The 23,493-nt window shown below is 58.8% G+C and carries 24 protein-coding genes and 1 pseudogene; 15 read left to right on the forward strand and 10 right to left on the reverse strand.

Annotated elements, in window-relative coordinates; all coding sequences use genetic code 11:
* The 4 genes from CG471_RS22210 to CG471_RS30760 form a co-directional block, all read right to left on the reverse strand.
* On the reverse strand, positions 1 to 247 hold a 247-nt coding region (locus CG471_RS22210; RefSeq protein WP_099233787.1), incomplete at its 3' end, for a type IV conjugative transfer system protein TraL.
* Positions 248 to 364: 117 nt separating this feature from the next.
* Positions 365 to 694, reverse strand: coding sequence for a hypothetical protein (locus CG471_RS22215; protein WP_306552778.1), 330 nt, complete (start codon positions 692 to 694; stop codon positions 365 to 367).
* 170 nt (positions 695 to 864) lie between these two features.
* On the reverse strand, positions 865 to 1,641 hold the full coding sequence (locus CG471_RS22220; RefSeq protein ID WP_099233788.1) for a DsbC family protein: 777 nt from the start codon (positions 1,639 to 1,641) through the stop codon (positions 865 to 867).
* Positions 1,638 to 1,907: a hypothetical protein gene (locus CG471_RS30760; protein ID WP_099233789.1), complete on the reverse strand. Its 270-nt coding sequence runs from the start codon at positions 1,905 to 1,907 to the stop codon at positions 1,638 to 1,640. Before CG471_RS30760 ends, CG471_RS22220 begins: the two co-directional genes overlap by 4 nt.
* 284 nt (positions 1,908 to 2,191) lie before the next feature.
* Here CG471_RS30760 and CG471_RS22230 point away from each other — a divergent pair, with 284 nt between their 5' ends.
* Positions 2,192 to 2,617, forward strand: a complete 426-nt coding sequence (locus CG471_RS22230; RefSeq protein ID WP_099233790.1) for a hypothetical protein — start codon at positions 2,192 to 2,194, stop codon at positions 2,615 to 2,617.
* Positions 2,618 to 2,717: 100 nt separating this feature from the next.
* Positions 2,718 to 2,930 carry a hypothetical protein gene (locus CG471_RS22235; RefSeq protein ID WP_099233791.1) on the forward strand — a complete coding sequence of 71 codons (213 nt, stop codon included), beginning with the start codon at positions 2,718 to 2,720 and terminating at the stop codon, positions 2,928 to 2,930.
* Here the strand turns inward: CG471_RS22235 and CG471_RS22240 are convergent.
* Positions 2,913 to 4,226 carry a phosphomannomutase gene (locus CG471_RS22240; RefSeq protein ID WP_099233792.1) on the reverse strand — a complete coding sequence of 438 codons (1,314 nt, stop codon included), beginning with the start codon at positions 4,224 to 4,226 and terminating at the stop codon, positions 2,913 to 2,915. The genes CG471_RS22235 and CG471_RS22240 overlap by 18 nt on opposite strands.
* 188 nt (positions 4,227 to 4,414) lie before the next feature.
* Here CG471_RS22240 and CG471_RS22245 point away from each other — a divergent pair, with 188 nt between their 5' ends.
* Positions 4,415 to 5,872, forward strand: a complete 1,458-nt coding sequence (locus CG471_RS22245) for a mannose-1-phosphate guanylyltransferase/mannose-6-phosphate isomerase (protein WP_099233793.1) — start codon at positions 4,415 to 4,417, stop codon at positions 5,870 to 5,872.
* Positions 5,873 to 5,956: 84 nt separating this feature from the next.
* Positions 5,957 to 6,967, forward strand: a complete 1,011-nt coding sequence (galE, locus tag CG471_RS22250; RefSeq protein ID WP_099233794.1) for a UDP-glucose 4-epimerase GalE — start codon at positions 5,957 to 5,959, stop codon at positions 6,965 to 6,967.
* A 137-nt stretch (positions 6,968 to 7,104) separates the two neighbouring features.
* Here the strand turns inward: galE and CG471_RS22255 are convergent, their stop codons facing one another.
* From CG471_RS22255 to CG471_RS31845, 3 genes are all read right to left on the reverse strand, one after another.
* Entirely contained in the window at positions 7,105 to 8,547 is a 1,443-nt protein-coding gene (locus CG471_RS22255) for a lipopolysaccharide biosynthesis protein (RefSeq protein ID WP_180275769.1), read from the reverse strand.
* Between the two features lie 124 nt (positions 8,548 to 8,671).
* Positions 8,672 to 9,736, reverse strand: a complete 1,065-nt coding sequence (locus tag CG471_RS22260; RefSeq protein ID WP_099233796.1) for a glycosyltransferase family 4 protein — start codon at positions 9,734 to 9,736, stop codon at positions 8,672 to 8,674.
* Complete coding sequence (locus CG471_RS31845) at positions 9,733 to 10,017, reverse strand: hypothetical protein (protein ID WP_373562068.1); 285 nt, start codon at positions 10,015 to 10,017, stop codon at positions 9,733 to 9,735. Before CG471_RS31845 ends, CG471_RS22260 begins: the two co-directional genes overlap by 4 nt.
* Here CG471_RS31845 and CG471_RS31465 point away from each other — a divergent pair.
* A complete protein-coding gene (locus tag CG471_RS31465) occupies positions 9,919 to 10,215 on the forward strand; it encodes a hypothetical protein (protein WP_257211650.1) in 297 nt (98 codons plus the stop codon). The two genes, CG471_RS31845 and CG471_RS31465, sit on opposite strands and share 99 nt — an antisense overlap.
* Before the next feature lie 28 nt (positions 10,216 to 10,243).
* On the opposite strand, the gene CG471_RS22270 is transcribed toward CG471_RS31465, so the two are convergent.
* Positions 10,244 to 11,467, reverse strand: coding sequence for a hypothetical protein (locus CG471_RS22270; protein ID WP_099233798.1), 1,224 nt, complete (start codon positions 11,465 to 11,467; stop codon positions 10,244 to 10,246).
* A gap of 939 nt (positions 11,468 to 12,406) precedes the next feature.
* On the opposite strand from CG471_RS22270, the gene CG471_RS22275 reads away from it, so the two are divergent.
* From CG471_RS22275 to CG471_RS22295, 5 genes are all read left to right on the forward strand, one after another.
* Positions 12,407 to 13,672 carry a nucleotide sugar dehydrogenase gene (locus tag CG471_RS22275; RefSeq protein WP_099233799.1) on the forward strand — a complete coding sequence of 422 codons (1,266 nt, stop codon included), beginning with the start codon at positions 12,407 to 12,409 and terminating at the stop codon, positions 13,670 to 13,672.
* Entirely contained in the window at positions 13,669 to 14,928 is a 1,260-nt protein-coding gene (locus tag CG471_RS22280; protein WP_099233800.1) for a glycosyltransferase family 4 protein, read from the forward strand. The genes CG471_RS22275 and CG471_RS22280 overlap by 4 nt, the downstream gene beginning before the upstream one ends.
* Positions 14,929 to 15,112: 184 nt before the next feature.
* Positions 15,113 to 15,832, forward strand: coding sequence for a heparin lyase I family protein (locus CG471_RS22285; RefSeq protein WP_180275770.1), 720 nt, complete (start codon positions 15,113 to 15,115; stop codon positions 15,830 to 15,832).
* Positions 15,802 to 16,896: a glycosyltransferase family 1 protein gene (locus CG471_RS22290; protein WP_143560259.1), complete on the forward strand. Its 1,095-nt coding sequence runs from the start codon at positions 15,802 to 15,804 to the stop codon at positions 16,894 to 16,896. Before CG471_RS22285 ends, CG471_RS22290 begins: the two co-directional genes overlap by 31 nt.
* Before the next feature lie 112 nt (positions 16,897 to 17,008).
* On the forward strand, positions 17,009 to 18,898 hold the full coding sequence (locus tag CG471_RS22295; RefSeq protein WP_218964275.1) for an alginate lyase family protein: 1,890 nt from the start codon (positions 17,009 to 17,011) through the stop codon (positions 18,896 to 18,898).
* A 98-nt stretch (positions 18,899 to 18,996) separates the two neighbouring features.
* Here the strand turns inward: CG471_RS22295 and CG471_RS22300 are convergent.
* Positions 18,997 to 19,353 (reverse strand): annotated as a pseudogene (locus CG471_RS22300) (integrase core domain-containing protein); the annotation flags it as partial.
* Between the two features lie 224 nt (positions 19,354 to 19,577).
* Between CG471_RS22300 and CG471_RS22305 the strand changes: the two are divergent.
* From CG471_RS22305 to CG471_RS22320, 5 genes are all read left to right on the forward strand, one after another.
* A complete protein-coding gene (locus CG471_RS22305; protein WP_069336227.1) occupies positions 19,578 to 19,979 on the forward strand; it encodes a helix-turn-helix domain-containing protein in 402 nt (133 codons plus the stop codon).
* Positions 19,980 to 20,004: 25 nt separating this feature from the next.
* Positions 20,005 to 20,652, forward strand: a complete 648-nt coding sequence (locus tag CG471_RS22310; RefSeq protein WP_099233804.1) for a GntR family transcriptional regulator — start codon at positions 20,005 to 20,007, stop codon at positions 20,650 to 20,652.
* 153 nt (positions 20,653 to 20,805) lie between these two features.
* On the forward strand, positions 20,806 to 20,937 hold the full coding sequence (locus CG471_RS30305) for a benenodin family lasso peptide (protein WP_170828649.1): 132 nt from the start codon (positions 20,806 to 20,808) through the stop codon (positions 20,935 to 20,937).
* Positions 20,938 to 20,976: 39 nt separating this feature from the next.
* Complete coding sequence (locus tag CG471_RS22315; protein WP_099233805.1) at positions 20,977 to 21,639, forward strand: lasso peptide biosynthesis B2 protein; 663 nt, start codon at positions 20,977 to 20,979, stop codon at positions 21,637 to 21,639.
* Complete coding sequence (locus CG471_RS22320) at positions 21,636 to 23,405, forward strand: asparagine synthase-related protein (protein WP_099233806.1); 1,770 nt, start codon at positions 21,636 to 21,638, stop codon at positions 23,403 to 23,405. Before CG471_RS22315 ends, CG471_RS22320 begins: the two co-directional genes overlap by 4 nt.
* Positions 23,406 to 23,493: the final 88 nt, after the last annotated feature.

Below are 23,493 nucleotides of genomic sequence, written 5' to 3' on the forward strand. Positions count from 1 at the left end.
GGGTGGGCCCGGGATAGTGGGGAAGGCGCAGCAGCCCCCAGCGCCAGGCCAGATGCGGAATGAAGCCGCGGGGCTTCGTCCGCTTCCAGGGTATGAAAAGGAGAAGGACGCCGAGGAGCGACCAGCCCACCAGCCCGCCGACGATGACGGCGACGAAGATGGTGGAGACCACGAGGATGAACTCCTGCGCGTCGAACCAGAGGATCTGGACCGGCTTGTGCAGAAATTGTGGAAGTCTCTCGTCCACGCCCTTCTCCCTTGCTTCACCCACATCTGAGCAGATGTGAGGGTTACGAAGAGCGCGGTTCGCTCTCCGTCCGGCGCGGGGGCGATAGGTCCCCGCGCTGGTCTTTTGGTCGGTTCTTCAGACGATCATGCCGAAGGTCTGGAGGATGGAGTCCGCCCGGATGAGGCAGACGGCGGCCACGATCGTGGGAATGCCGATCATGATGTTCGAGAAGAGCCGCGAGACGCCGAACAGGAAGGCGGCGACGCCGCCCACAAAGCCCAGCGGCCCCTTCACGCCCTGGTTCACGACGATATCGTAAATGTCGTAGCCAAGGTCGCCTGCTGTCGGCGCCTGGAAGGCGTGGGCGGCCGATGCGAGGGCGAGGGCGGCCACGAACGTTCCCACGACATCGGCCTTGCCAAAAGACGGACGGCGCAGGCGCAGCATATTTGCAAGCTTGATCATGTGTAAGTCTCCGGACAAGAGGAGCCGCCCCAAGACATGCCTGCCGGCACCGACTGGGTGTTCGCTGTCGGCCGACGACAGGCTGGGTGGCTCCTCGAAGATCGGGCGCCGTCGTCGGCATCTTGACGCCTTGGGCTGCCATGCAGCCTTGAGGCCCGCCAGAATTAGGGTCAGGGCGGTGGCTGGGCTGGCGGCCGCTGTCTGGCGAGCCAGGCTTCGATCTCGGCTTGGCTGAAGCCCGATATGACCTGCCCGTCGAGGATGAGCGTCGGGGTGCCCGAAATCCCCATGGATTTGACCGACCGCGCATGGGCCTGAACCTGGGCCGCGCCATAGGGGCAGCGTATGAGAGGCTTTGGCGGTTCACCGGCATAGGTCGCGCGGAACGCGGCTTCGCGGTCCTTTGCGCACAAAATATGCTCGGCTTTCGACGCAGCTTCGGGATGGATACCGGACACAAAGTAGATTTGGCGGCGCACGGGTCTGCCTTCGGCTGCCTTGGCCGCCCAGAAGCGATCGAGCGCGCGGCAATAGGGACAGTCCGGATCGGTGAACTCGATGACCAGTGGTGCGCCCTGCGGACCGATCAGGAGCGCTTGGCTTTGATCAAGATCCTTGAACCTGGCTCGGGCCGCGGCGTCCTGGGACAGGGCCGTCAGATTGACGCCATTCTTGTCGTAGATGGTCGCGAAGAGGAGATGATCGCTTTCCGGCGCGTAATAGAGGATGCGGCCGCCGGCGCTGGCCTGGAAAAGCGGGCCATGGACGGGAGATGGCGCAAAATCCTCGAACTGAAGATTGGCAAAGCTCTGGTGCAATTGGGCTTCTGCGGATCGTACGAGCTCAGACAGGTCCGGTTCGACTGGCGTCTGGCTGAATGCTGGTGCTGCGCTGCCAAGCATCAGAGCCGCTGCAATCACAGACGATCGCTTGAGATGTCGGGTCATTGGCCGGCTCCGGCGTTTGTGTGGCTTTCTCCCAAGAGGAGTCGCTGATCGATCTTCACCGTGCTTCCGACATCGACGGTCACTTCGGCAGGCTTCATGGTGCGTGGCCGACCAATGAAGAAATCAGCGCCAATCTGGGCAATCTCCAGCTTCAGCGGAGCTTGCGGAGGCTCGATGGGGCGTCCCTTCCGGGCCGCCAGCGCGTTGCCCGGAGGGAGCGCGAGCGTGAGCAATCCGGCCACGATGGCCAGGCGTGATGCCGACATTGGATAATTCTCCCTGTTTCCAGGCATGAGCGGCCTGGCCTTGCGGTCCTTTCTGGGCCGGGGCGGCTCGCTCTCTTCGAGCGGGTTCTCGGCCTCCGATCGGGTGCCCCAAGCGATGATCGCAAGCGGGGTACGTCGCAATAGAGAGGGCACTGAGGTGCCGAAAGCGGCACTGAAGTGCCGAAATCGGCATTTCAGTGCCGCTTTTTGCGCGCGGAGCAGCTTCAAAACCGAATTTGGTCGTCAGGAGAGATGCGGATTTTGCGAATCAAGGGAGGCTATCGATGGCGACCGCCAAATCGCGGACCTACCGGCTGCATCTATCGGACGAGGGCACCGACGCGTTCCTCGAATCCCATTTCCGGCTGGCACGCATCGCCAAGCGTTTCATTCCCTATGGCGCCACGCTGACCGTCGCCGTCATGCTGATGGAAGCGCTGGACTGTCCGGAACTATCCGATGAGCTTTCAGCCCCGCGAGTGAACCGTCTATCGGGACGGATCGAACATTTTGTCGGCGCCTCGTCCGATCTCGCCCATGCCGCTGCGAGGATGCTCGAGCGGGCGGAGATTTCACTCTCTGGCGGGCCTGCCTTGACAGCAGCGCGGCTCTTTACAACCGCAATTGCGCTCATGTCCGCCAGCGAAGATAGTGAAATTGCCCGAGCCTATCGCAGCATAGGCACGGCATTCGCAACCCAGGATCCTTAGACGCCCGCTTGAGCCGGGATTTTGTTCATCGGCCCTCGTCGGTAGCGCCAGCGATCGTTCCGGCGCATAAGGAAGGGCGGACTCGTTGAGAGGAGTGGCAATGGCACAGATCACCGATCGCGACCTTCACCTGGTAAAGAAGGCGCTGTGTCTGAGCATCGCTGTGATTGAACAGCAGCCTGACGAGCCGTTTCGTCCTGCTTCCGATGCGGCCGACATGAAGGATCTCGCCGACCGCCTCATGGCGAACGATGCCGAACTTGCCCATTATCTCCGTTCTGCGCGCATCATTCTCTCAGGTAGGCCCGAATAGATGGCCCTCTTTTAAAAGCCCAGCAAATCGAGACAGGCGCCCGCTTGCTGATGGTAGGGGCCCCCGAAGAGCCGAACATGGACCAGCAGCGGCCATAGTCGCTTGGCTCTGCGTCGTCGGATAGTCCTGCAACCGCTCGCTGAACGTATAGCGTTCGGGCAATTGCGCCTGAAGCGCGGAGAGCGTCACCCCCTGTCGCCGCGCATCGACCAGCGTCGCCAGCATCGGCAGCACTGCGTCGCGCGTCGGCAGCGCGCCCAGCGTGCGTCCTTCCACCATGACCGGGGTCGCCAGCAGGAAGCCGCCATTGGCCTCATAACCGCAGACGCTTTCCTGCCCTTCTGCAACCAGCGCGTTCATCGCCTCGATCACGAATGGCGACCCGATCCGGGTGCGGCGCACCGGGTCGAACAGACCCGATAGCTCGACTGCGCTGTTGCAGCTCACCGGCGTCGCCACCGCCTTGATGCCCAGCGCCCGTGCACAAAGGATACCGAGCACGTCGCCGCGCATCCAGACACCCGCCTCGTCAGCCAGTAGCGGCCGGTCGCTGTCGCCATCGTTGGACAGGATCGCGTCCAGCTTATGCTCAGCGGCCCATTCGCGCGCCAGCTTCTGGTCCTCGGGGCGGACGGCTTCGGTATCGACGGGAATGAACCTGTCCGAACGGCCGAGCGAGACAGCCTCGCCCCCCAGCGCCTCGACCAGCGCGACAAGGATATCGCGCCCGACAGCCGAATGTTCGTAAACGCCCAGCTTCAGGCCCGAAAGCGCCTGGCTCCCGAACGCATCGACATAGCGGGCAATATAAGGCGTTGCGACGTCGATCAGCGGGCCGACCGGGTGCGCTGCCTTGAGCATCCCCTCCCCATCGAACAGGTCGGGCAGGTTCACACTCTGGCTGCGGATGCCCTGCTCGTCGGCCTTCAATACCTCGCCATCGGTCCGGTTGAACTTGATGCCGTTGCGATCGTCAGGGATATGGCTGCCCGTCACCATCAGCGAAGGAATGCGCTGCGCAACGCCATAGCCCGCTACCGCCGGCGACGGCACGAAACCGCAATTGTCGACCACACCGCCCATATGCTCGATCGCCGCTGCGCACGCCGCCATGATGCGCGGTGTCGAAGGGCGCAGGTCGCCCGCGATTGCGACATGCTGCCCCGCCTTGAACTGGCCGATACTAGCCAAATGCTGGAGGAAGGCGCAGCTATAGGCAAAGCACACCCGGTCCGTCATCGCGGTGACCAGCCCCCGCGCCCCGCTGGTGCCGAAAGCCACGCCGGATTGCGTCATCAGGTCAGCGATGAGAACTGGGACCAACGATATTACTCCGATCAAGTGGGAAGCCTGACATCGCGCGTGATGTCAGTCCGGATGCCGAGAACAGCTCCGATTTTTGCCGCACTGCACAAATCCACATGGATTCAACGTATCTATATGGCTAGATAACTGGATAGTTGTCTTTCTGCAAAGCGAGAATCATGTCGGAAGCTGACACACAGTTGCGCCAAATTACCCCGGTCATTCTTGCTGGCGGTTCCGGAACCCGCCTCTGGCCATTGTCCAGAAAATCATATCCCAAGCAGTTCGTGCCTTTACTTGGTGAAGAGACGTTGTTTCGCTCCGCCGTTCGACGTTTGTCTGGCAAGACTGGTCGAGTGGCGTTCAGTCGTCCTGTCGTGCTGACGAATGCTAGCTTTCGTTTCATAGTCGCAGAACAGCTTGCGCAGGAGACTGCTGAAGCCGGAGCGATCATTATTGAGCCATCAGCCCGCAACACCGCGCCCGCCATACTGGCGGCAGCGCTGCTTCTTGCGGAAGATGATCCTGACGCCTTCATGCTCGTCGCGCCATCGGATCAGGTGCTGTCGGACGTTCCTGATTTTCACGCTGCGGTCGAGCGCGGTCTTGCTGCAGCGGAAGCCGGTGACCTGGTCACATTCGGCATCCTGCCGACGAGACCGGAAACGGGGTATGGCTATCTCAAGGTAATCACGGAGCCGGATGGTTCGGGAAGCCCCATAAAGCTGGCACGTTTCGTGGAAAAGCCCGACGCGGACCGTGCAGCGGAAATGCTAGCCAGCGGCGACCACTTTTGGAACGCGGGCATATTTCTTTTTGCGGCGCGGGATCTGATCACGGCCTTCGAGAACCATGCCCCCGATGTGCTGGCGGCAGTTCGTCCTGCTGTCGCTCAGGCGGAGATGGATCTCGGTTTTGTGCGCCTTGCGCCCGTGCCGTGGGATGCGGCTCCTGATATTTCCATCGACTATGCCGTCATGGAACGAGCCAGCAACCTTTCGGTCGTGCCATATGGTTCAGGATGGTCGGATCTCGGAGGTTGGGACGCGGTATGGAACCACACCGGCCCAGATGCATCGGGGGTGGCTACGAGCGGGCAGGCGACGGCGATCGATTGCCAAGATACGTTGTTGCGCTCTGATAGCGACGGGTTGGAACTTGTCGGGATCGGATTGAGTGGCGTCATCGCCATCGCTATGAACGATGCCGTTCTGATCGCCGACAAGTCGCGCGCGCAGGATGTGAAGCTCGCGGTCGATACGCTCAGGAGAAAAGGGGCGGCGCAGGCGGAGAGTTTCCCGAAGGATCACAGGCCTTGGGGCTGGGTGGAGAACCTGATCGCTGGCGACAGATTCCAGGTTAAGAGGATCACGGTTCAGCCGGGACAGACCCTCAGCCTTCAGAGTCATTTCCACCGATCGGAACATTGGATCGTGGTTGAGGGCACCGCCCGGGTGATAGTGGATGATACGGAGTCTCTGCTGACGGAAAACCAGTCGCTGTATGTCCCGGCAGGTTCGAAGCATCGCGTCGAGAACCCTGGGCGCATTCCGGTCGTCTTCATCGAGGTTCAGACCGGAGCCTATCTCGGCGAAGACGACATTTTGCGTTATGAGGATCGTTACGCACGGATATGACTCGGTCTTATGATCAGCCATGGATGAATAAGCGTAGGCCGATCCAGAAAGCCTGCGTCCCCGTGAAATAGAGAATGACCAATCATGAAAATCGATGATTCATCAATCCTGGTGACGGGCGGTGCCGGATATATCGGCAGCCATGCGGTTCTTGCGTTGAAAGATGCGGGTTATCGGGTCGTGGTGATCGACAACCTGACAACGGGCTTTGCATGGGCCGTGCCGGAAGATGTAGCGCTGGTTCAGGGGGACATCGCTGATCAGAACCTGGTTGAGCAGACGCTTCGTGAGCATCACGTTCGCGCTATCATGCATTTCGCAGGTTCGGTGGTGGTGCCGGAATCGGTATCGGATCCTCTCAAATATTACGGCAACAACAGTGCGAAGACGCGCGATCTGATCGAGAGCGCGGTGCGGGTCGGAGTCCCGCACTTCATCTTTTCGTCCACGGCAGCAACCTATGGCGTTCCTGATAGGAGTCCGATCGACGAAGCTACGCCCCAGCTTCCGATCAACCCCTACGGAATGTCCAAGCTGATGACGGAGCACATGCTGCGTGATGTCTCGATCGCGCACCCGCTGAACTTCTGCGCACTGCGGTATTTTAACGTTGCGGGGGCTGATCCACTAGGTCGCAGCGGACAGTCCACGGCGGGGGCGACCCATCTTATCAAGGTCGCGGTCGAAGCCGCGCTTGGGAAACGTGATCACGTCGGCATATTCGGCACCGATTTCGATACCCCCGATGGAACCGGAGTGCGCGACTACATTCATGTGTCGGATCTGGCAGCCGCACATGTTCTGGCGCTTGAGGCGCTGATCGCACAACCGAGAAGCAATCTCGTGCTCAACTGCGGATACGGACGTGGTTTCTCCGTTCTTGAAGTGCTCGACGCTGTCGATCGCGTGACGAACATCAAGGTGGAACGTCGGTTGGAGAAGCGAAGGGCTGGAGACCCTGCGTCGCTCATTTCGGACAACAGCGCGATTCTGGCGGCACTCCCCTGGCGGCCCGCCTATGATGAGCTGTCGCAGATCGTGGCTGACGCCTTGGCGTGGGAACGGAAGCTGAGCGATGGCCATCCCTCAAAGTGACTGAGTGCCATCAATGCCGACGCGCCCACATTTCGAGCATGAACTGGCTGGCGCGTCGAGAACTATCTCCGGATTGCCACTGTGTATCCATAGAGTTCGAAGGATGAAGCTCTAGTTGGACAATCAAGCGGTGACGCCTAAGCGGCTCGCGTTGCGCCGTCCCGTTGCCGGATGAATTCTTTCGCAACCTCACGGTGTATCACGGCCAGAAGGAGCAGATAGGTGAGAGTTGCAACAAGCCCGCCAGCAATTAGTCTCATCGCGTGCGGCTGCCCATGCATCAGCCAGAGCACGACGCTCACAGTAGCCGAACAGGCCCCCGAGAGTAGAAGGGCATATCCGATATCCTCGTTCGGCAGCTTGACTGGAATGAGGCTGCGACCGTAGAACCAGCTCAACATCAAGGCGAGGGTCGTCCAAGTGACGAAAACGAGGGCAGCGCCGATCACGCCAAACCGTGGAATGGCGATGGCTGCCAGAACAGTCCCCGCGGCAAGAACGAAAACGAAGTATTGCAGCTGGATTCTGTATCGCCGTTCGAGATGGAAGATGTTGTCGAAGATCACCGTCCTGAAATTGAAGGCGAGCGCACCGGCTAGAATTATCGCAAAAAGTGGACCTGACTGCTCCGCATATTCGCGAGGGAGCAGGGTGTGGGCCAAGTCCTGCTGCATCACCAGCATCACGCAAGCGGGTGGGAGCAGGAGCTTCGACAGAAAGCCGAGTTGATGCGAAAGCAAGGCGGCTGCCTCGCGTTGGCCCCCGGTCTCATATCGCCGGACGAGTGCAGGATAGCCACCCGCGTTCAAGGAGTTTGCAAGAACGTCGATCGGCTGACGGGCGATAGCGTAGACGGCAGCATAGGCACCGACCGCTGCGGCCCCCGCCATATACTGGAGGATCAGTCGGTCCATTGCATTGGCAAAGATGGCAAGAGCGGAGAGGAACAGGAGTGGGCCTGCGAAAACCACGATGTCTCGAAAGCTGAATTTCTGTTCGGTGCGATGCAGACCCTTGTAGCCTTTGTGGAGCGCTATCATCGCCACGACGAAGGTCGACATCGCCGCAGCAAGTGATGGAGCCAGAAAGTTGTCGTTTATGACGACCGCCGCCGTCATCGCTGCTGCGAACGACAGCACCGCACGGCACATCTCAAGCACGCTGTAGGTCAGGTTGCGGTCGTTCAACTGTAGCAGAGCGAGTCCGACGCGGAGCGAAGTGATGGAGACGACATAGGCCAGAACTGCGATCCAGAACTGCAAGGGCCGGTCGGGGACCAGGACAAGGGATATGATGAGGCTCACCCCTGCGCCCAATGCCGTCATCAAGGCCACCAAACTAAGAACGACATTGGCCAGCCCACGGGATGCCTGACCTCCGGCTCCGAGCCGGAGAAGCGCAAGCCTCACCCAGGTCGTGAGTGATGTATCGACAAGCTCGCCGACGGTGATGACGAGGGTCAGCAACCCATATTCCGCCTTGGGCAGAAGATGCGTCATGAGGATGATCAGACCCAGCGCGGCGACCCGTGGCAACAGGATGCCGGGGAGGTATATCGCCGTCGATTTTAGCGAACTCACAGGCGTATTTCTCCATGCACGCGAGGACATGCGAGGGGTTCAACCCACCGCTTGTTCTGCCTCCTGATGATGTCGGTCCATCATGTAAAGGCCGGACAAGTCATGAATTGAAAGGATTGGGCTGTCAGCGCGCTGCCGCGCGCCAGATTTCCGCAAGTCGCCTTGCATAAGGTTCGATCTCTAGGTGTTCGGCGTGATACGCGCGGGCGGCCGCACCAAGCCGCTTCCGCCTTGCCTCGTCCATCACGAGAGATTGCAGGGCCTTGGCTAGCGCACTGGAGTCGCCGGGAGGAACCAGAAGTCCCGTCTCGTCATTGCGCACGATCTCCTCAGTCGCTCCAACGGGGGTGGCCACGACAGCCAGTCCAGCGGCCATGCCTTCTATTACCGACATCGGCAGGTTCTCATCAAAGGACGGAAGCGTCAGTATGTCGGCATTCGCGAGATGCTGTTCGACCTCAGCAGGACCAACCCAGCCTGGCAGCGAGACCAGTTCGGTCAGCCCGGCTTCAGCAATCTGCGCCCGAGCGTCGGAGAGATCGCCATCACCTGCTATCGTGGCTTTCCAGCTTCCATCACGCGGCAGTTGGGCCAACGCCTCTATGAGCTGAGGAACGCCCTTTCGTTCGCCGACCCGACCGAGGAAGAGGATGCGGACCTGTTGCGAAGGCACATGGCTCAGCTTGGCCTTCCGCGTGGCGTTGGGCAGAATGGTCACGTGGTCGGCGGAGGCTGGCGCATGTTCGGTGACGAATTCGCGCCAGACCTCACCCAGGACGAGAACCCGAGAGGCTTCGCCGAACATCTTGGCAATCTGTGTGCGCTTCTTGGCCGAGGCACCCAGCCAATATTGTCGCATTCGGGATCCGTGAAGGTGGATCACGTATGGAATGCCTAATATGCGGCTCGCGGCTGCGAGGATGATCTTCCGGCTTGTGCTTCCATGGCTGGAGAGATTTATGTGAAGCACGTTCGCGCGGCCTGTCACTCGACGCAAGGCGAGCGCGGCGATTGCCATCGGAAGCTGAACGGCGGAGAAGACTGCACTGCGCTGACCACGCGTCACGATGAAGGAATGCGTCAGACCCGGCACCGGGTTCCGCGTCAACTCGTCGGCGACCTCGTCCATGATGCGGTCGATGCCGCCTTTGCCACCTCGGCCTAGCGGTGTTGCGATGATAACGTTCATACTGACGGTTCCCGATTGCCGGAAGTGGTCCTGTAACCCTCCGTATCCAACCCGGTGCGCTTGATCACGCCGGGCACCCCCGCCACTAGGCTTCCCGCAGGGACGTCTTCAAGGACCACCGCGTTTGCGGCGATCACCGATCCCCGGCCTACACGGATGGGTCCAATGATCTTGGCTCCAGCGTGAACGATCACATTGGGTTCAAGATGTGGGGCTCCTACGATGGGCGCACGCCCACCGAGCACTACACCGACACCTATCTCGCAACCGCTTTCGATCACACTGTGGTTGTTTATGACGACCCCGATACCGCTATGATGAAAGAAGACATCCGGCGCAATTTTAGCCCGACCAGGGATGGACGCGGAGAAGCCCAACCTCACCAATCCGTCTATGAAGCGCGCGAGGGGCGCGAGTGGCCCGGCATGGAGCTTCTGGGACAGCAGCACCAGGCGCATCATTGCCTGAATGCGAGATGATCCTTCATGCGGCAACTCAGCAACTCCGTTATGCGACAGCTTGCGGCAGGGCCGATACGGCCATATCCGGAACGACTGATGGGGCCGTCCTTCGAGCAGCGTTACGTGCTATCCTTTGTCGACGTTCACTTTCCCAACGCTCTACGACAATGGTGCATAGAAGCAGGAAGATCATGAATGCTGAAGTTTTGACAGAGAAAACGATCGTCCCCCCGAAGATCGCAGCCGTGATCCCCACGAACAGCACATCCTTTAGAAGTGCCGGCATGATCGAGATCACGATTGCAAGATGGACGAGTATGGCGACGCCAAGTCCGGCCAGCAAGGTATATGAGACAAAGCTGTTCTCAATAGCGATGACGCCGTATCGCTCCATCAATGCCGTGACCTGATCATTCGGCAAACCGGTCCACAACGCCCTTCCGTTCAGAGCGCCTAGAAGGTCGAATGCGACCAATCGACTGCCGGCGCTGCTTTCGTCATAGAGACCGAGCGCGAAAAATCGGTCCAGCCAGCCCAGCGTGACGGCAATGGCAAAAAGTGCAGGCGGAATGACAATCAGGAAGAAGCCGGCTGCGACCTTGCCGACCTCAGTCTTACGGCCAAGTTTGAGAATTTGAAGAATGAATATCACCGTCCCGACTACGAGCGGCATGCGGACACCCAATAGCATCAGCTGCAGCAGCAGGATCCCGCTCAACGCCAGATCGGTTGACGGTCGACGACCCAGCCGCAGAACCGCCCACATCGAACAAAATACGGCCACGCCAGCCATCAGCGGGTGTTCAAGGTAGCCCTGCGGTCTGAAATACATTTCGGTGAGGGAGCGATCCCGCGGGAAGATGGGTATGCTCGTCGCCTTCTCGAAAGCCACCAGAACGAGGTTGAAGGCCACTAAGCCGACGATGACGCGGTAGAAGAAGGACCTCCGGTCTTCGTCGAGTTGCGTAAGCAGGAATGCCATGAGAACGGGGGCGATGATGAGATCGACTACGACGGCTGCCGCGTTCTGCCCACCATTGTTCAGCGCGAGGACGACGGCGAAAACCGCGGGCACCAGCGCGATGAGGTGGCGACGCCCTCTGTCCCTGATGCGCAGCCCTGCCATGGCCAGGGAGCAGAGATACAGAGTCAAAACGAGGATCAACATGTAGGTCGCCGGATGAAAACGGCCGCCTATGAAGCCTGTGCCAGTCGTATAGCCGACATATTGATTCAGGAGATTTTGACTGATGACGATGCGCAGGACCACGGGAACTAGCAGCGCTCCTGTAATCACAGCAAGCAGCGTAGGTCCGCGGGCGCCGGTAATCGAAGTGGCTGATCGACCACGAGCGGCGATACTCCCTAGCACATCAATATCTCCACATAGTGAACTGCCCCGAGGAAGGCCTGCATCACGGCCTAAGCTGGACGAAAATCATCCTGCAGGACAGAACCGAAACCGTTGATAACGATAAGTCGTGAATGACATGCAATGGCAAAGCACAACCAAATTTCCGAACCATTACGAGACGTTCGGCATGAAAGAAGGAATGCAGTTCGCAGTCCAATCATCAACTAGATAAAAACTGCCTGATCTATTCGGACGTCAAATTTTGTTCGCGTCATACGAAATTTTGGATTCGAATTTCGATTACGCTGAGCTGTAATACAATCATGAACGTTTCTTCATCTTGTAGATGTATTCCGTCAGTCTGGAGACATCTGACTTCCCAATGCAATTCGCCAAACTACAAAAAGCGCAAAGACCGGCATCATCAACAGCACCACAAGTCCTGCGTTCAACCTGTCTCCAAAACCCAAATTCTGCGCGGCAGAACGCTTTCCAGTCCGAGCGTCTGCAACTGCCCCCCGATTCCATAGAAACCCCCTGAAACCTTCGCACCCAGCGAATGATCTTGCGGCACGTAGCAAAAGAGTCGGCAACGGAAAAGAAGGCAATTAAACCGATTTGCCCATGTATCCCGTTTCGGGACCAACGCTTTGCAAATTTTAACCTATATTTTGCCGATATGGAGGAATGGCTGCGTTGTACAGGTGACGCCTATAAGATATGAGGCGGAGCGAGAATCAAAGATAATGCTGCGACGGCGAAGCGTTTCGCATGTGCGATGATAAGCTGGGTTCGCCATTTCGTAGCGTGGCATTCCGTATGTTTTACGTCAGCTGATCTGACAGGGGGCAATTGATGAAGGTTGTGATATTTGGGCTGGGCTATGTCGGCTGCACGGCTGCCGCCTGTATTGCGAAGTCCGGCCACCATGTCGTCGGCATTGATCCGAGCCCGGAGAAGGTGGAGGCGATTGCGGCTGGACGTTCGCCTATCAGCGAACCGGGTGTCGACGAAATGCTCAGTGATGCTTTGTCCGAGGGCCGCCTTGAGGCTTCTCGGCTTGTCGACAGCCATCTTAATGAAGCCGATGTTGCCATCGTGTGCGTCGGAACGCCAAGCGGCCCGGACGGCGCCCACAACATGAGCTACATCGCGCAGGTGAGCCGTCAGATCGCGGAGGCGGTCAAGCCCGATCGCGCTAAGCCGCTCACCGTCGCGTTCCGTTCGACCATGCGCCCGGGTTCGATAGATCAGATCATCGCGCCTATCTTCAGGGCTAGCCTGAAGGATGCCGCAGCTGACGTTGTAGAACTCGTCTACAATCCTGAATTCCTACGTGAAGCAACAGCGGTCGAAGATTATTTCAACCCCCCGAAAATCGTGATCGGAACCCAATCCGGCAAACCATCGGAAGCGATGGACCAACTGCATGAGGGAATCGACGCTCCAGTCTTTCATGTGGGCATTCGGGAGGCGGAATTCACGAAGTTCGTGGACAACACCTGGCATGCCGTCAAAGTCGCATTCGCGAATGAGGTCGGACGTGTCTGCCAGCAGCTCGACATATCGGCTCGTCAGGTGCACGAGATATTCGTCTCCGACACCAAGTTGAATATTTCGGCCTATTACACAAGGCCAGGCGGGGCGTTCGGAGGATCGTGCCTCCCCAAGGACGTTCGGGCGCTTCAGCATATCGCCAGCGATACGGGAGCCAACACCCACCTGATCGATTCCCTCATCCGGTCCAATGAGGCGCATAAGCACCATCAGTTCACCAAGGTGACCAGAGATCTTTCGGCCGGTGCTCGGGTTCTTCTGGTGGGCCTGGCGTTCAAGGCAGATACGGACGATCTGCGAGAAAGTCCCGCGGTGGATCTGGCACGCAAGCTGTTGGACAGCGGATACAAGGTTTCGGTCTATGACCCGGCGCTGCGGCCTGAGAAGTTGGTCGGGCAGAACCTCGGTTATGCATATGCTCATCTGCCTTCGATCGACACTCTGCTGGTCGACAAGGCGACTGCCGAGTCTGAGACGTATGATCTGATCATATCGACCAATCGTCTGGTGAAGACGCTGTCTCTTGGCGATGCCAAGGTCGTGGACGTGAGCGCCATACCATGAACGTGCATCGCGCCGCAGACGTAAGCCACGAATTTCCCACATTCATTCCTGGCCAACCGCTTGATGGAAAGCGGATCCTGATCATCGTCGAGAACCTGCCTCTGCCGTTCGATCGTCGGGTATGGCAGGAGGCTCGCACGCTCAGGGCGGCGGGAGCGGAGGTTTCCGTCATCTGTCCGACCGGCAAAGGTTACGAGAAGCGCTACGAACTGATTGATGGGGTGCATATCCATCGCCATCCTCTGCCTCTCGATGCCAGCGGCGCGCTTGGTTATCTTCTGGAATATGGTGCCGCTCTCTTCTGGGAGACGGTTCTTGCCTGGCGCATCTTCTTTACGCGAGGCATCGATGTCATTCAGGGATGCAATCCCCCGGATCTGATGTTCCTCGTGGCGCTGCCGTTTCGATTGTTCGGCATTCCTTTCATCTTCGACCATCACGACATCAATCCCGAGCTCTTCGAGGCCAAGTTCGGGAAGCGTGGGCTTCTGTGGCGCCTGATGGTTCTCGTCGAAAAGCTGACATTCAAGACCGCGACCGTGTCGATGGCGACGAACCAGAGCTATCGCAAGATCGCTATCGAACGCGGAGGGATGGATCCGGATAGGGTGTTCGTCGTCCGATCCGGGCCCGATCTGAGCCGGTTGAAGAAGGTTGATCCGGTCGAACGTTGGAAGAATGGTCGGCGGTATCTCGTCGGATACGTCGGCGTGATGGGCGATCAGGAGGGCATAGATCTGCTTGTGGATGCTGCCAAGCATATCGTTCGGGATCTTGGTCGTGAAGACATCCAGTTCTGTTTGGTTGGAGGTGGTCCGAGCCTGGCATCTCTGAAGACGATGGTCGAGCGCGAGGGGCTCGGCGACTACATCACCTTCACTGGTCGCGCGCCGGATCAGGACCTGTTCGAGGTCCTGTCGACGATGGATGTCGGCGTGAACCCCGATCGGGTCAATCCGATGAACGACAAGTCGACGATGAACAAGATCATGGAATATATGGCCCTTGGAAAGCCGATGGTGCAGTTCGACGTAACCGAAGGTCGCTTTTCCGCTATGGAGGCGTCCCTATACGCCAAGGCGAATGATCCCGTCGATATGGCCGAAAGAATCGTGGAGCTGCTTGAAGATCCTGACCGCAGAGCCAGAATGGGGGCGTTCGGTCGGCATCGGGTCGAATCCGAGCTGAGTTGGACCTATCAGATCGATCCTCTCATTTCGGCATACAGCCGGGCACTGAGGATCGACGCGAAATGATGCGCTGGCACGATCTTTGTGTCGCCTGATATTCCTTACGACTAATTGAGCTCGATCGCGCTCATGGAAATACGAAGGTAGCAGACAAGATGGACACATCGGAGGTGTGCAGGGCTTCCGAAGCTGTCGCGCATGTTATAGAGCGTCGCCGATGCCGCGCGTTTCATCGAAGGAGCGTAGTGAATTGATCTGGCCTGCCGTCGCTCTGCTCCAGACCGTCTCGACAACCTGTGGCCCGGCGCAGATACATGAACACAGCGCTGGCAGGCGCTACAGCCGTTCGCTGTCGCGAAGGGGTGAGGTCTTTGAGGTGAAGCCGGGCGATCAATGGCCTTTGGACGTTGCCCATGACGGCGGCCGGACGACCAGGGAGCGTAGCGAAATCGCGGATTATCCGGTCCCACCGGGCGCCGTGATGCCCGCCCACTTTGAATTTTCTGTTGATAAAGGCGAACCCACTACCTCCCCGTGGACTATCATCGCACAGGTCCACCAAGTCGATTTCGATGGGCAGAAGACCTACACCGTGCCTTTGCTTTTTGGATTGGAGGCCGGCGACAGGCTTTTCGTTCGAGCAACCGCGAACCCCGGCAACAGCTTCCGGTCATTTCGAGACGTCGTTAAATGGGAGAGTAATGAAACGTTCGAGCGTGGTCGCTTCTATAAGGTTGATATCACCGTCAGGATGGATGTTGGCGATGGTAGCGATGGGGTCCTGAAGGTGAAGATCGATGACGAGGTCGTGGTAGATTACCACGGACAGATCGGGATTGCCGGAACGACCGGATATTACTGGAAGCACGGCATCTACCGCTCGAAGGCCGACGACACGTTCGCTGTCACCTTTAGGAATTCCGTGTTTGGAGACGCTACGTGTCGAACAGTTTCACCAATCGCGAATTGAATGTCGCGCTGCTGGTCAACGACCAGGACAAGATCACGGGGATTTCCTCCTACACCTTCTCGCTGCTGAAGGCGCTGGAGGGTGTTCATGAGGGACCGATAAGGCTGATCACTACCTGGTCCGATTCCGGCGTGGCCCAGATGGGACTGAAACGCGCCGAAGTCGTGCATGTCGCAACCGGCAGGTCGGGCATGCTGACGCCCGTTAGCTATACTACTGCCTCCAACAGATTGCTGAGGAGCAGGTCCGGCGCCGTCCTGCTGTCGACGAATCCGATGGCGAACTTCGTATGTCCGGTTCCCCAGATGACCGTCTTTCATGATCTGTATCGCCTCATTCCAGGCCGGTATTCCTGGCATCAACGTCAGTTTTTCGAGATATATGCGCGGGCGGTTCTTCGCGCGAGCCAGGCCGTAATTTCGGTTTCCGAAACAACCGCCCGAGATCTCGTCGCATGGGCTCCGTCCGTCAGGCCGAAGTTGCACGTCGTTGGCGAAGGATCGCAGTTCGAGGCTGAGCCATCCTACGATGCGGATCGGCGCGGCCTCCTCTTCGTCGCGAACGTCGAAGGCAACAAGAACGTCGCCTGTCTCCTCGAAGCTCTTCGTCTCCTGGAGGGGGCGGGGGAGGATGTCGAGGTGCGGTGGATCGGTAGAGACCGATCCGGTGAGGTCGGCCGCTGGTTGGTCCGGAACGGCCCGCTCCAATCTCTGAAGCCTCTGGGTGTGGTTGATCAGGCGACGCTTGCTTCCGAATATCGTCGCGCAGGAGCACTGGTAGTCACGTCCACCGCAGAGGGCTTTTGCCTGCCTGTCGTCGAAGCAAATGGGTTCGGCGTTCCGACCATTCTTTCGGACATTCCGATCCTCAGGGAGGTGGGCGGCGGAGCGACGATGTATTTCGACCCGAAGAGCCCGGCCGATCTTGCGAAGGCCATACGGGACGTCCGCGCCGAGCGAGAACTGAGAATGAAGCTCTCGGCCGAAAGTGCCATGAATGGAAAGCGATACGGCTGGGACAAGGCGGCTCAGGACATCGTCCGGATCATCTCCGGATTGAAATAACATCGTAGGGATCAGGACGGCTGCCACGGACCAGCCGGATGCATTCTGAAACGTCAGAATTGGAAGAAGGTGGGCTATGGATCTTCGCTGGTATTGGAACAGGCTTCGAAGCATGAGCGCGCCGGAGCTCGCGCATCGGGTGCTGGAACATAGAAGGAAGTCGGAAGCCCGAAAGATGACCGGCGGGTGGAGCCGCTTCAAGGCAAGTGGGGGAGGCTCGACACCCACTCTCGCCGGTCTTGCGGATGCGGTGGACAAAGCCGCGCCCATGCTATCCGACGCCGTTGCGGCGTCTGCCGCAGAGATACTTGCAGGCCGGTTTCAGGCGCTGGGTGTCGAATGGCCGAAGTTCAGGATAGACGGTGCCAAAGACAGTCTGTGGCATCTCGACCCGGTCTCTAAGAGGCATTGGCCCAGCGACGTCTATTGCTTCGACGTCAAATATCGCGGTTCGACCACGATGGGCGACGTGAAATATGCATGGGAGTTTTCGCGCCTTCAGTTTCTTCAGCCCGTTGCTCTGCACGCGCGCTACACGAAGGCCCCCGAAGCGCTGGCTTTCGTCGAGCGAGCCATTTCAAGCTGGCATGCATCTAACCCGCCATTCGTGGGTGTAGGCTGGTCCTCTGGCATCGAACTCAGCCTGCGGGCCATTACTCTTCTTGTCGTCACGACCTTCGTCGGTGACCAACTGAGTCCCAAGACGCTCGAGCGGGTCGAAGAGATTCTTCGCGGTCATGCATTCTGGTTGGCGAGATACCCCTCCCGCTTCTCGTCGGCGAACAACCACCTCGTATCGGAAGATGCCGCCCTTTATCTTTTGGGAGCCGCCTGCCCGTTCCTTGATGGAGCGGATCGCATGCGCAGCCACGCGGAGCGTGGACTGATCCGCGAGGCGCAACTGCAGATTCTCTCCGACGGTGTCGCAGCGGAACAATCTCCGACCTATGGCGCGCTGACGAGCGAATGCATTCTGCTCTGCGCCTTGGTGGCCGCTCATAGGGGGGCGCCCATGCCGGACGTCGTCACCCAGCGTCTCTCCTCCTTCGCCGAATGGATCTTCTGGCTCGCCGAAGCTGATGGGACGGTCCCTGCCATCGGTGACGACGACGAAGGTCGGGTGTTTACTCTTGGTCAGCATGAGGCCACCTACGCCACGTCGGTTGCGGCTGCGATCGCAGCCTTTGCCGGTCGCAGTGACATCGTCCCGCCCCATCAGTTCACCTTGCGCAATGCGCTGGCCGACCAGGTCAAACCCGCAGCGAGACCGAACGGCACGAGAACCTTCGGCATCGGCGGATACACCGTCCATCGGGGCAGATCGAAGGACCGGGAGGTGACGCTCGTGGTCGATCATGCTCCGCTTGGCTATCTTGCGATCGCCGCGCATGGTCATGCCGATGCGCTTGCGTTCACGATGACTTTGGACGGTCAGCCGCTATTCGTCGATCCTGGCACTTATCTCTATCATTCGGGCCATCACTGGCGTGACTGGTTCCGCAACACGCGATCGCACAATACGGTCTCCGTCGAAAACGCTGAGCAGAGCGTGATCTCCGGCGCATTCAATTGGTCTCACAAGGCGAACGCGCACCTGGAACGAGTGCAGGCCGAACCTTTCATGCTTGAAGCCTATCACGACGGTTACGAAAAGCGTTTCGGCGTCCAGCATTTCAGGCGCTACACCATGGACGGTGGATCGCTGATACTGCACGATGCGCTTACCGGAGGACCGAAACGGAATGTCGAACTGGTCCTCCAGCTTTCGCCGGACTGCGAAGCGAAGATTGAAGGAAATGTCGCGGTCGTTCGGCGTTCCGATGACACCCTGGCACGTGTGACGTTCCCGACCGGGGGCAGGCTTACGTCGTCCCGAGGAGAGGATCGCATCGATGGCGGATGGTTCTCCCCGCATTTCGGTTCGAAGATACCAGCGACGCGGTTGTCGTGGAGCGGCGAGTTGGGGGAGGCCGTTGCCGAGACGCGCATCGATCTGATCTGACGGACGCCGAGCAATCGGATAGGCTGTCCGTCGTCGAGACATTTGGCACAGATCGGGGCCTGGATTAGCGGAGGGCGGGCCTCGTCTGGGGTTTGATGTTAGGCGGCGAGCTTGCGGTGAAGCAAGCGGCGATGTTCGATGGTCTTTCGCTTGATGGCTTCACGGCGCTTGATGATGGCGGGAGCCCTGCCGAAGTAGGCGTCTGCTGGCGTCACGTTGTTCAGGCTCTCGTGGTAGCGCTGGTGATTGTAGTGCTCCACGAACGCCTCGATCTGGGCCTCGAGGTCGCCGGGCAGGAAGTAGTTTTCCAGCAGGATGCGGTTCTTCAAGGTCTGGTGCCAGCGCTCGATCTTGCCTTGCGTCTGCGGATGCAACGGGGCTCCGCGCACGTGGCTCATCTGCTGGGCCTCGATGTACTCGGCGAGTTCGCCCGCGATGTAGCTGGGTCCATTGTCCTCATTTCTACTCCACCCCATTAGGTCGCTGACAATCTCTGCCAGCGGTGCCGTGATAGACGCCGGGCTAAAGAGTTCTTGCTAAATTACGCAATAGGAGGGCGAATAAATCTGTCCAACTCTCAAAATGGGAGTCAAAAAATTTGACCTGCGGCACATTTCACACGACTTTGGCCGAGTCGGAATGTGCATGGGAGCTTTGAGACGCGATCAGGGAGGCCCTGATGATCTCATCTCAAGGCGGCGCCTTTAAAGAGGGGGCGTCGATACTGGCCGAGGTCAAGACGATCTCAGGTCGCCGCATCGAAGAACGGCGCAGGCGCGAGCACATTTCGCAGAAGGCCCTTGCCGCCAACGTCGGGATTGGTGTGCGTTGGCTTCGTGAAATTGAATCGGGCAACCCGAAGTCCCGTTTTGATGATCATTTCCGCTGTGCGCATGCGCTGGGATTATCCGCCGCGCATCTGCTCATACCCATGCTGTTTCTTGAGCATCACATGCACTTTCCACGGCAGCTACTGCAAGACGACATGAATGAAATTGAGGAACGATGCATCGAGTTCATCGCAGGCTTCAGCCTGAGGCCTTTCCTGCGCCGCTCATCCCGCCCGGGCCACGAGGATTAGGCGCGCATCTTTTAAGGAGACTGAGATGTCGCCTGAATCCGTGACCGCAGATCGCATCCATCGCGAACTGAAGTTAAACATTATCGAAGGCGAATTTGGGCCAGGCGCGGTGCTCGGCCTCCAGCTAATTGCGCGAATGTTCGGGACGAGCATATCTCCGGTCCGAGATGCATTGAACCGCCTCGTTGGTGAAAGGATCGTCGAGCTACAGCCGGGCGGAGGTTTTACTGTCCCAGTTTTCGATAATCGCAAAGCCTATCATATCTACAGCTGGCATGCAGATGTGGTGCGGGCGGTGGTCAAGGTCATGGACAAGCTGGATCGCCTTGGCCCGCCTCCAGATTTCTCGTCCAGAGAAAGTCGCGAGCCAGATGCCATAGCGTCAGCGACTGCAGAATTTTTCACTGCTCTGGCGTCATGTTCGCCGAACCCTGAGCATCTTATGGCGATTGAGGTATTGGGGGAACGACTCCATGTGTTGCGACTCCAGGAAGGCATGTTTGCGCGGCAAGCTGAGGAGCTAGGATCGCTCTGGAAATTAGCCGGTTCCGGTAACAGAAATGCGACCAGGGTGGCGATGTGGCACTATCATCGTAAACGTCTGTTGCGAGCCAGCGACATTTGCGAGGCTATTATTTTGCACGCAAATAGGGGGAAGGGCCCGGAGCCTTGATTTCTTGGCTATCTAAAGAACAGCCGAATTCTACTTTTCACAACGATCAAGTTTATATGCTCTCAATTTGAGAGCTTATAAGTTCGGTTATAAGTCCAGGCTCTCATACCATCGTCAATGCCGCAAGCCTGCGGCGCAATGATGGAGATGAACATGGAACGTATCGAAGACCGCTCCGACGACATCGTCGATCTGGGCAACGCTGCCTACGAAACCAAGGGTGCCCTCGTCGGGAACCCGTCGGATGGCGCAGGCTATCGTGCGATCGGCATGTCCGACGAATGATGGATAAAGATCGGTGCGGCCCTGGTCGCACCGATCTGCATGGACATGCTCTACGCTGCACCCCATTTTCATTATTGCGTGATCGACGGACGGATCGTCGGGCTGGACTTGCGCGCCGCTCGATATTTCTTCGTTCGTGGCGCATCGGCCGACGCGCTGCTCCAGCTGGAAGCGGGAGACGCCGGCAGTCACGTTCCGGAAAGCGAAGCGCTAAAAGATCTGCTGAAACTTGGCTATGTGACGCTTGAACCTTCGGGAGGTCGGCCGCTGAGGCGCTGCCGTGCAGAGCCGGCGACCAGTCGCGTCGAGTGGCCCCGACTGCGGTCGCGCGGTTTGGATACGCTATTACTATGTTGGCGCCTTGCCATCACGCGTCTGCGTATCGCCACCGGCTCGCTGAGCCATGTCCTGCGTCCCATTGAGAAGCGTGCTTCTCATATGGAGATATGCGATATCCGAACGCTCAGGGAGCGTTTGGGACGCTTCATGGCGTCCCGGCCCTCGATACCACTTCCAAGATCCTGCTTGCTCGATAGTGCGGTGCTCTACCTCTTTCTTGGCGACGCCAGCGTGGACCTTGTGTTCGGCGTCACGGTCACACCATTTGCCGCGCATTGTTGGCTGGAGCGAGACGGCCATCTTCTCAACGACGAGCTGGACTATGTCCGCCGTTTTACGCCGATCATGCGGTTCCGGCCATGACGGATTTCCTTCTGCGCGTGCCTGCGCATCCGGAAATTGAAGCAGCCCCGATCATGGTGGAGGTCTTGGCAAGGGAGGGCTTTGCCGAGGTAAAACTTGCAGGTGCGGTCCGACTGTTCGTCAGGGGCGCGGCGGTGCGTTCAGCCGACGGCAGGATGCATATTCTGGGCGATGCCTATGATGAGGCCGGGCAACCGATAAAGCCCCCTCGGCTTGATGATCTTGGCAATGTCACCGACGGCATTGCCCGGTTGGCAGCAAGGGTCTGGGGGCAATTTGTCGCGCTCAGGCATGATGATCGAACAGTGGAGTTATATCGGGATCCGTCGTCGGGGCAGCCTTGCTATATCTGTCGGACCAAAGACGCCTTTTATGCGGCCTCGAGCGTCGATCTGTTGCGCAGGGTAACCGATACTGCCTTCGATATTTGCAGGGATGGGATCATTCGGGCCCTGGCCTATCGCGATCTCCGCCAGGATCGGACCGCATTGCGACAGGTTGAGGAGTTGCCGCCTGGTGCTGCGGCCTGCAGCGCTAGCGGTGGATTCAGCTATATATGGCAACCTCTTAAAGGGGTGAATGCCCGGCCAATGCCCGGAGACGAAATAGATTATCAGCTAAAGGCTGCCTTGCTGAGCGCCGTCAAGGCGCAGGCCACAGGCGCTCGTCGGATCATGCTCGAATTATCGGGTGGACTGGATTCCTCTCTCCTCGCGCTGCTTTTGGCCGAACTCGACATCGACTTTGCGGCGGTGACCTATTTCAGCCATCACCGGGGTGAGGATGAAGGCGGTTTTGCAAGAGCGGTTTGCGCTTCGCTAGGCCGGCCGTGGTGCGGCAAAGAGTTACACGCCCTCGATCTACGCCTGCATGAGTCCGCAGCGGCCCATCTCGCCTGGCCCAGTGCGCGGCTTTTTACCCAATTGTTCGACAGACTGGCGCGTGACGCCATGAGCGAGTTGGGCTGTGACAGGATATTGAGCGGTGGCGGCGGCGATGGGACATTCTGCTATCTACAGTCGAGCGCACCGTTGCTGGATTGTCTGGGTAATTGGCGCACCTTTACGCAAAGCGCGAATGTAGCGCGCGATCTGGCGATGGCGCATGACACGACGATCTTCGAGGTCGGGTGGCGGGCATTGCGGCGCCTGGGTTTACCAAGGCGCCTTACATGGAAACGCGACCCAAGCTTCTTGTCCCGAGACCTGCGCTGGTCACTCTCGCGCCGCGCGAAACATAGCGGCATGGATGTGGCGTGGGCGCCGCGCGGGAAATGCGATCATCTCAAGCAGATGCTGGGCATCCACAATCATTTCGATGCCTATCACTCGCCCCGGCGCGAGGCTCTGCGATTTCCATTGGCGTCCAGACCCGTGATCGAGGCTGCGCTGCAGATTCCAACCTGGCAGTGGTTCGAAGGAGGGAGCAACCGCGCACCTGTCCGGCGGATTGCAACAGGCCTGTTGCCGGATGAAATCTCCAGTCGGCGGTCGAAAGGGGGCTTTGATGGGATCATTCTCGACAACTTCCTGGAGCGATCAGGAGAAATGAAGGCGCATCTCCATGATGGCTGGCTGGCGAGCGAGAAGATCATTGACGTGGAGGCGGTGGATGAAGAGTTTCGGCGTTTCCAGGAGACGGGCTCTGGCCGGATCAACCGGCTGATGATGCTGTGGGACGTCGAGATGTGGGTCCGGGCGGCGGGTCGTCGGAAGCTGCCTTCGCTGGGGGACTGTCAGGATTTCCGTGTGCGGCCGGGCGGTTGATCATCAGGCCGCCATGGCTCTGATGAAACGTTCGCCGAAGATCACGGCAAATTGCGCCTTCGCCATGGTCCACTCACGTGGTGGCATC

The organism is Sphingobium sp. IP1, from assembly GCF_002708645.1.
In the GTDB taxonomy this organism is placed as follows: Bacteria; Pseudomonadota; Alphaproteobacteria; order Sphingomonadales; family Sphingomonadaceae; genus Sphingobium; species Sphingobium yanoikuyae.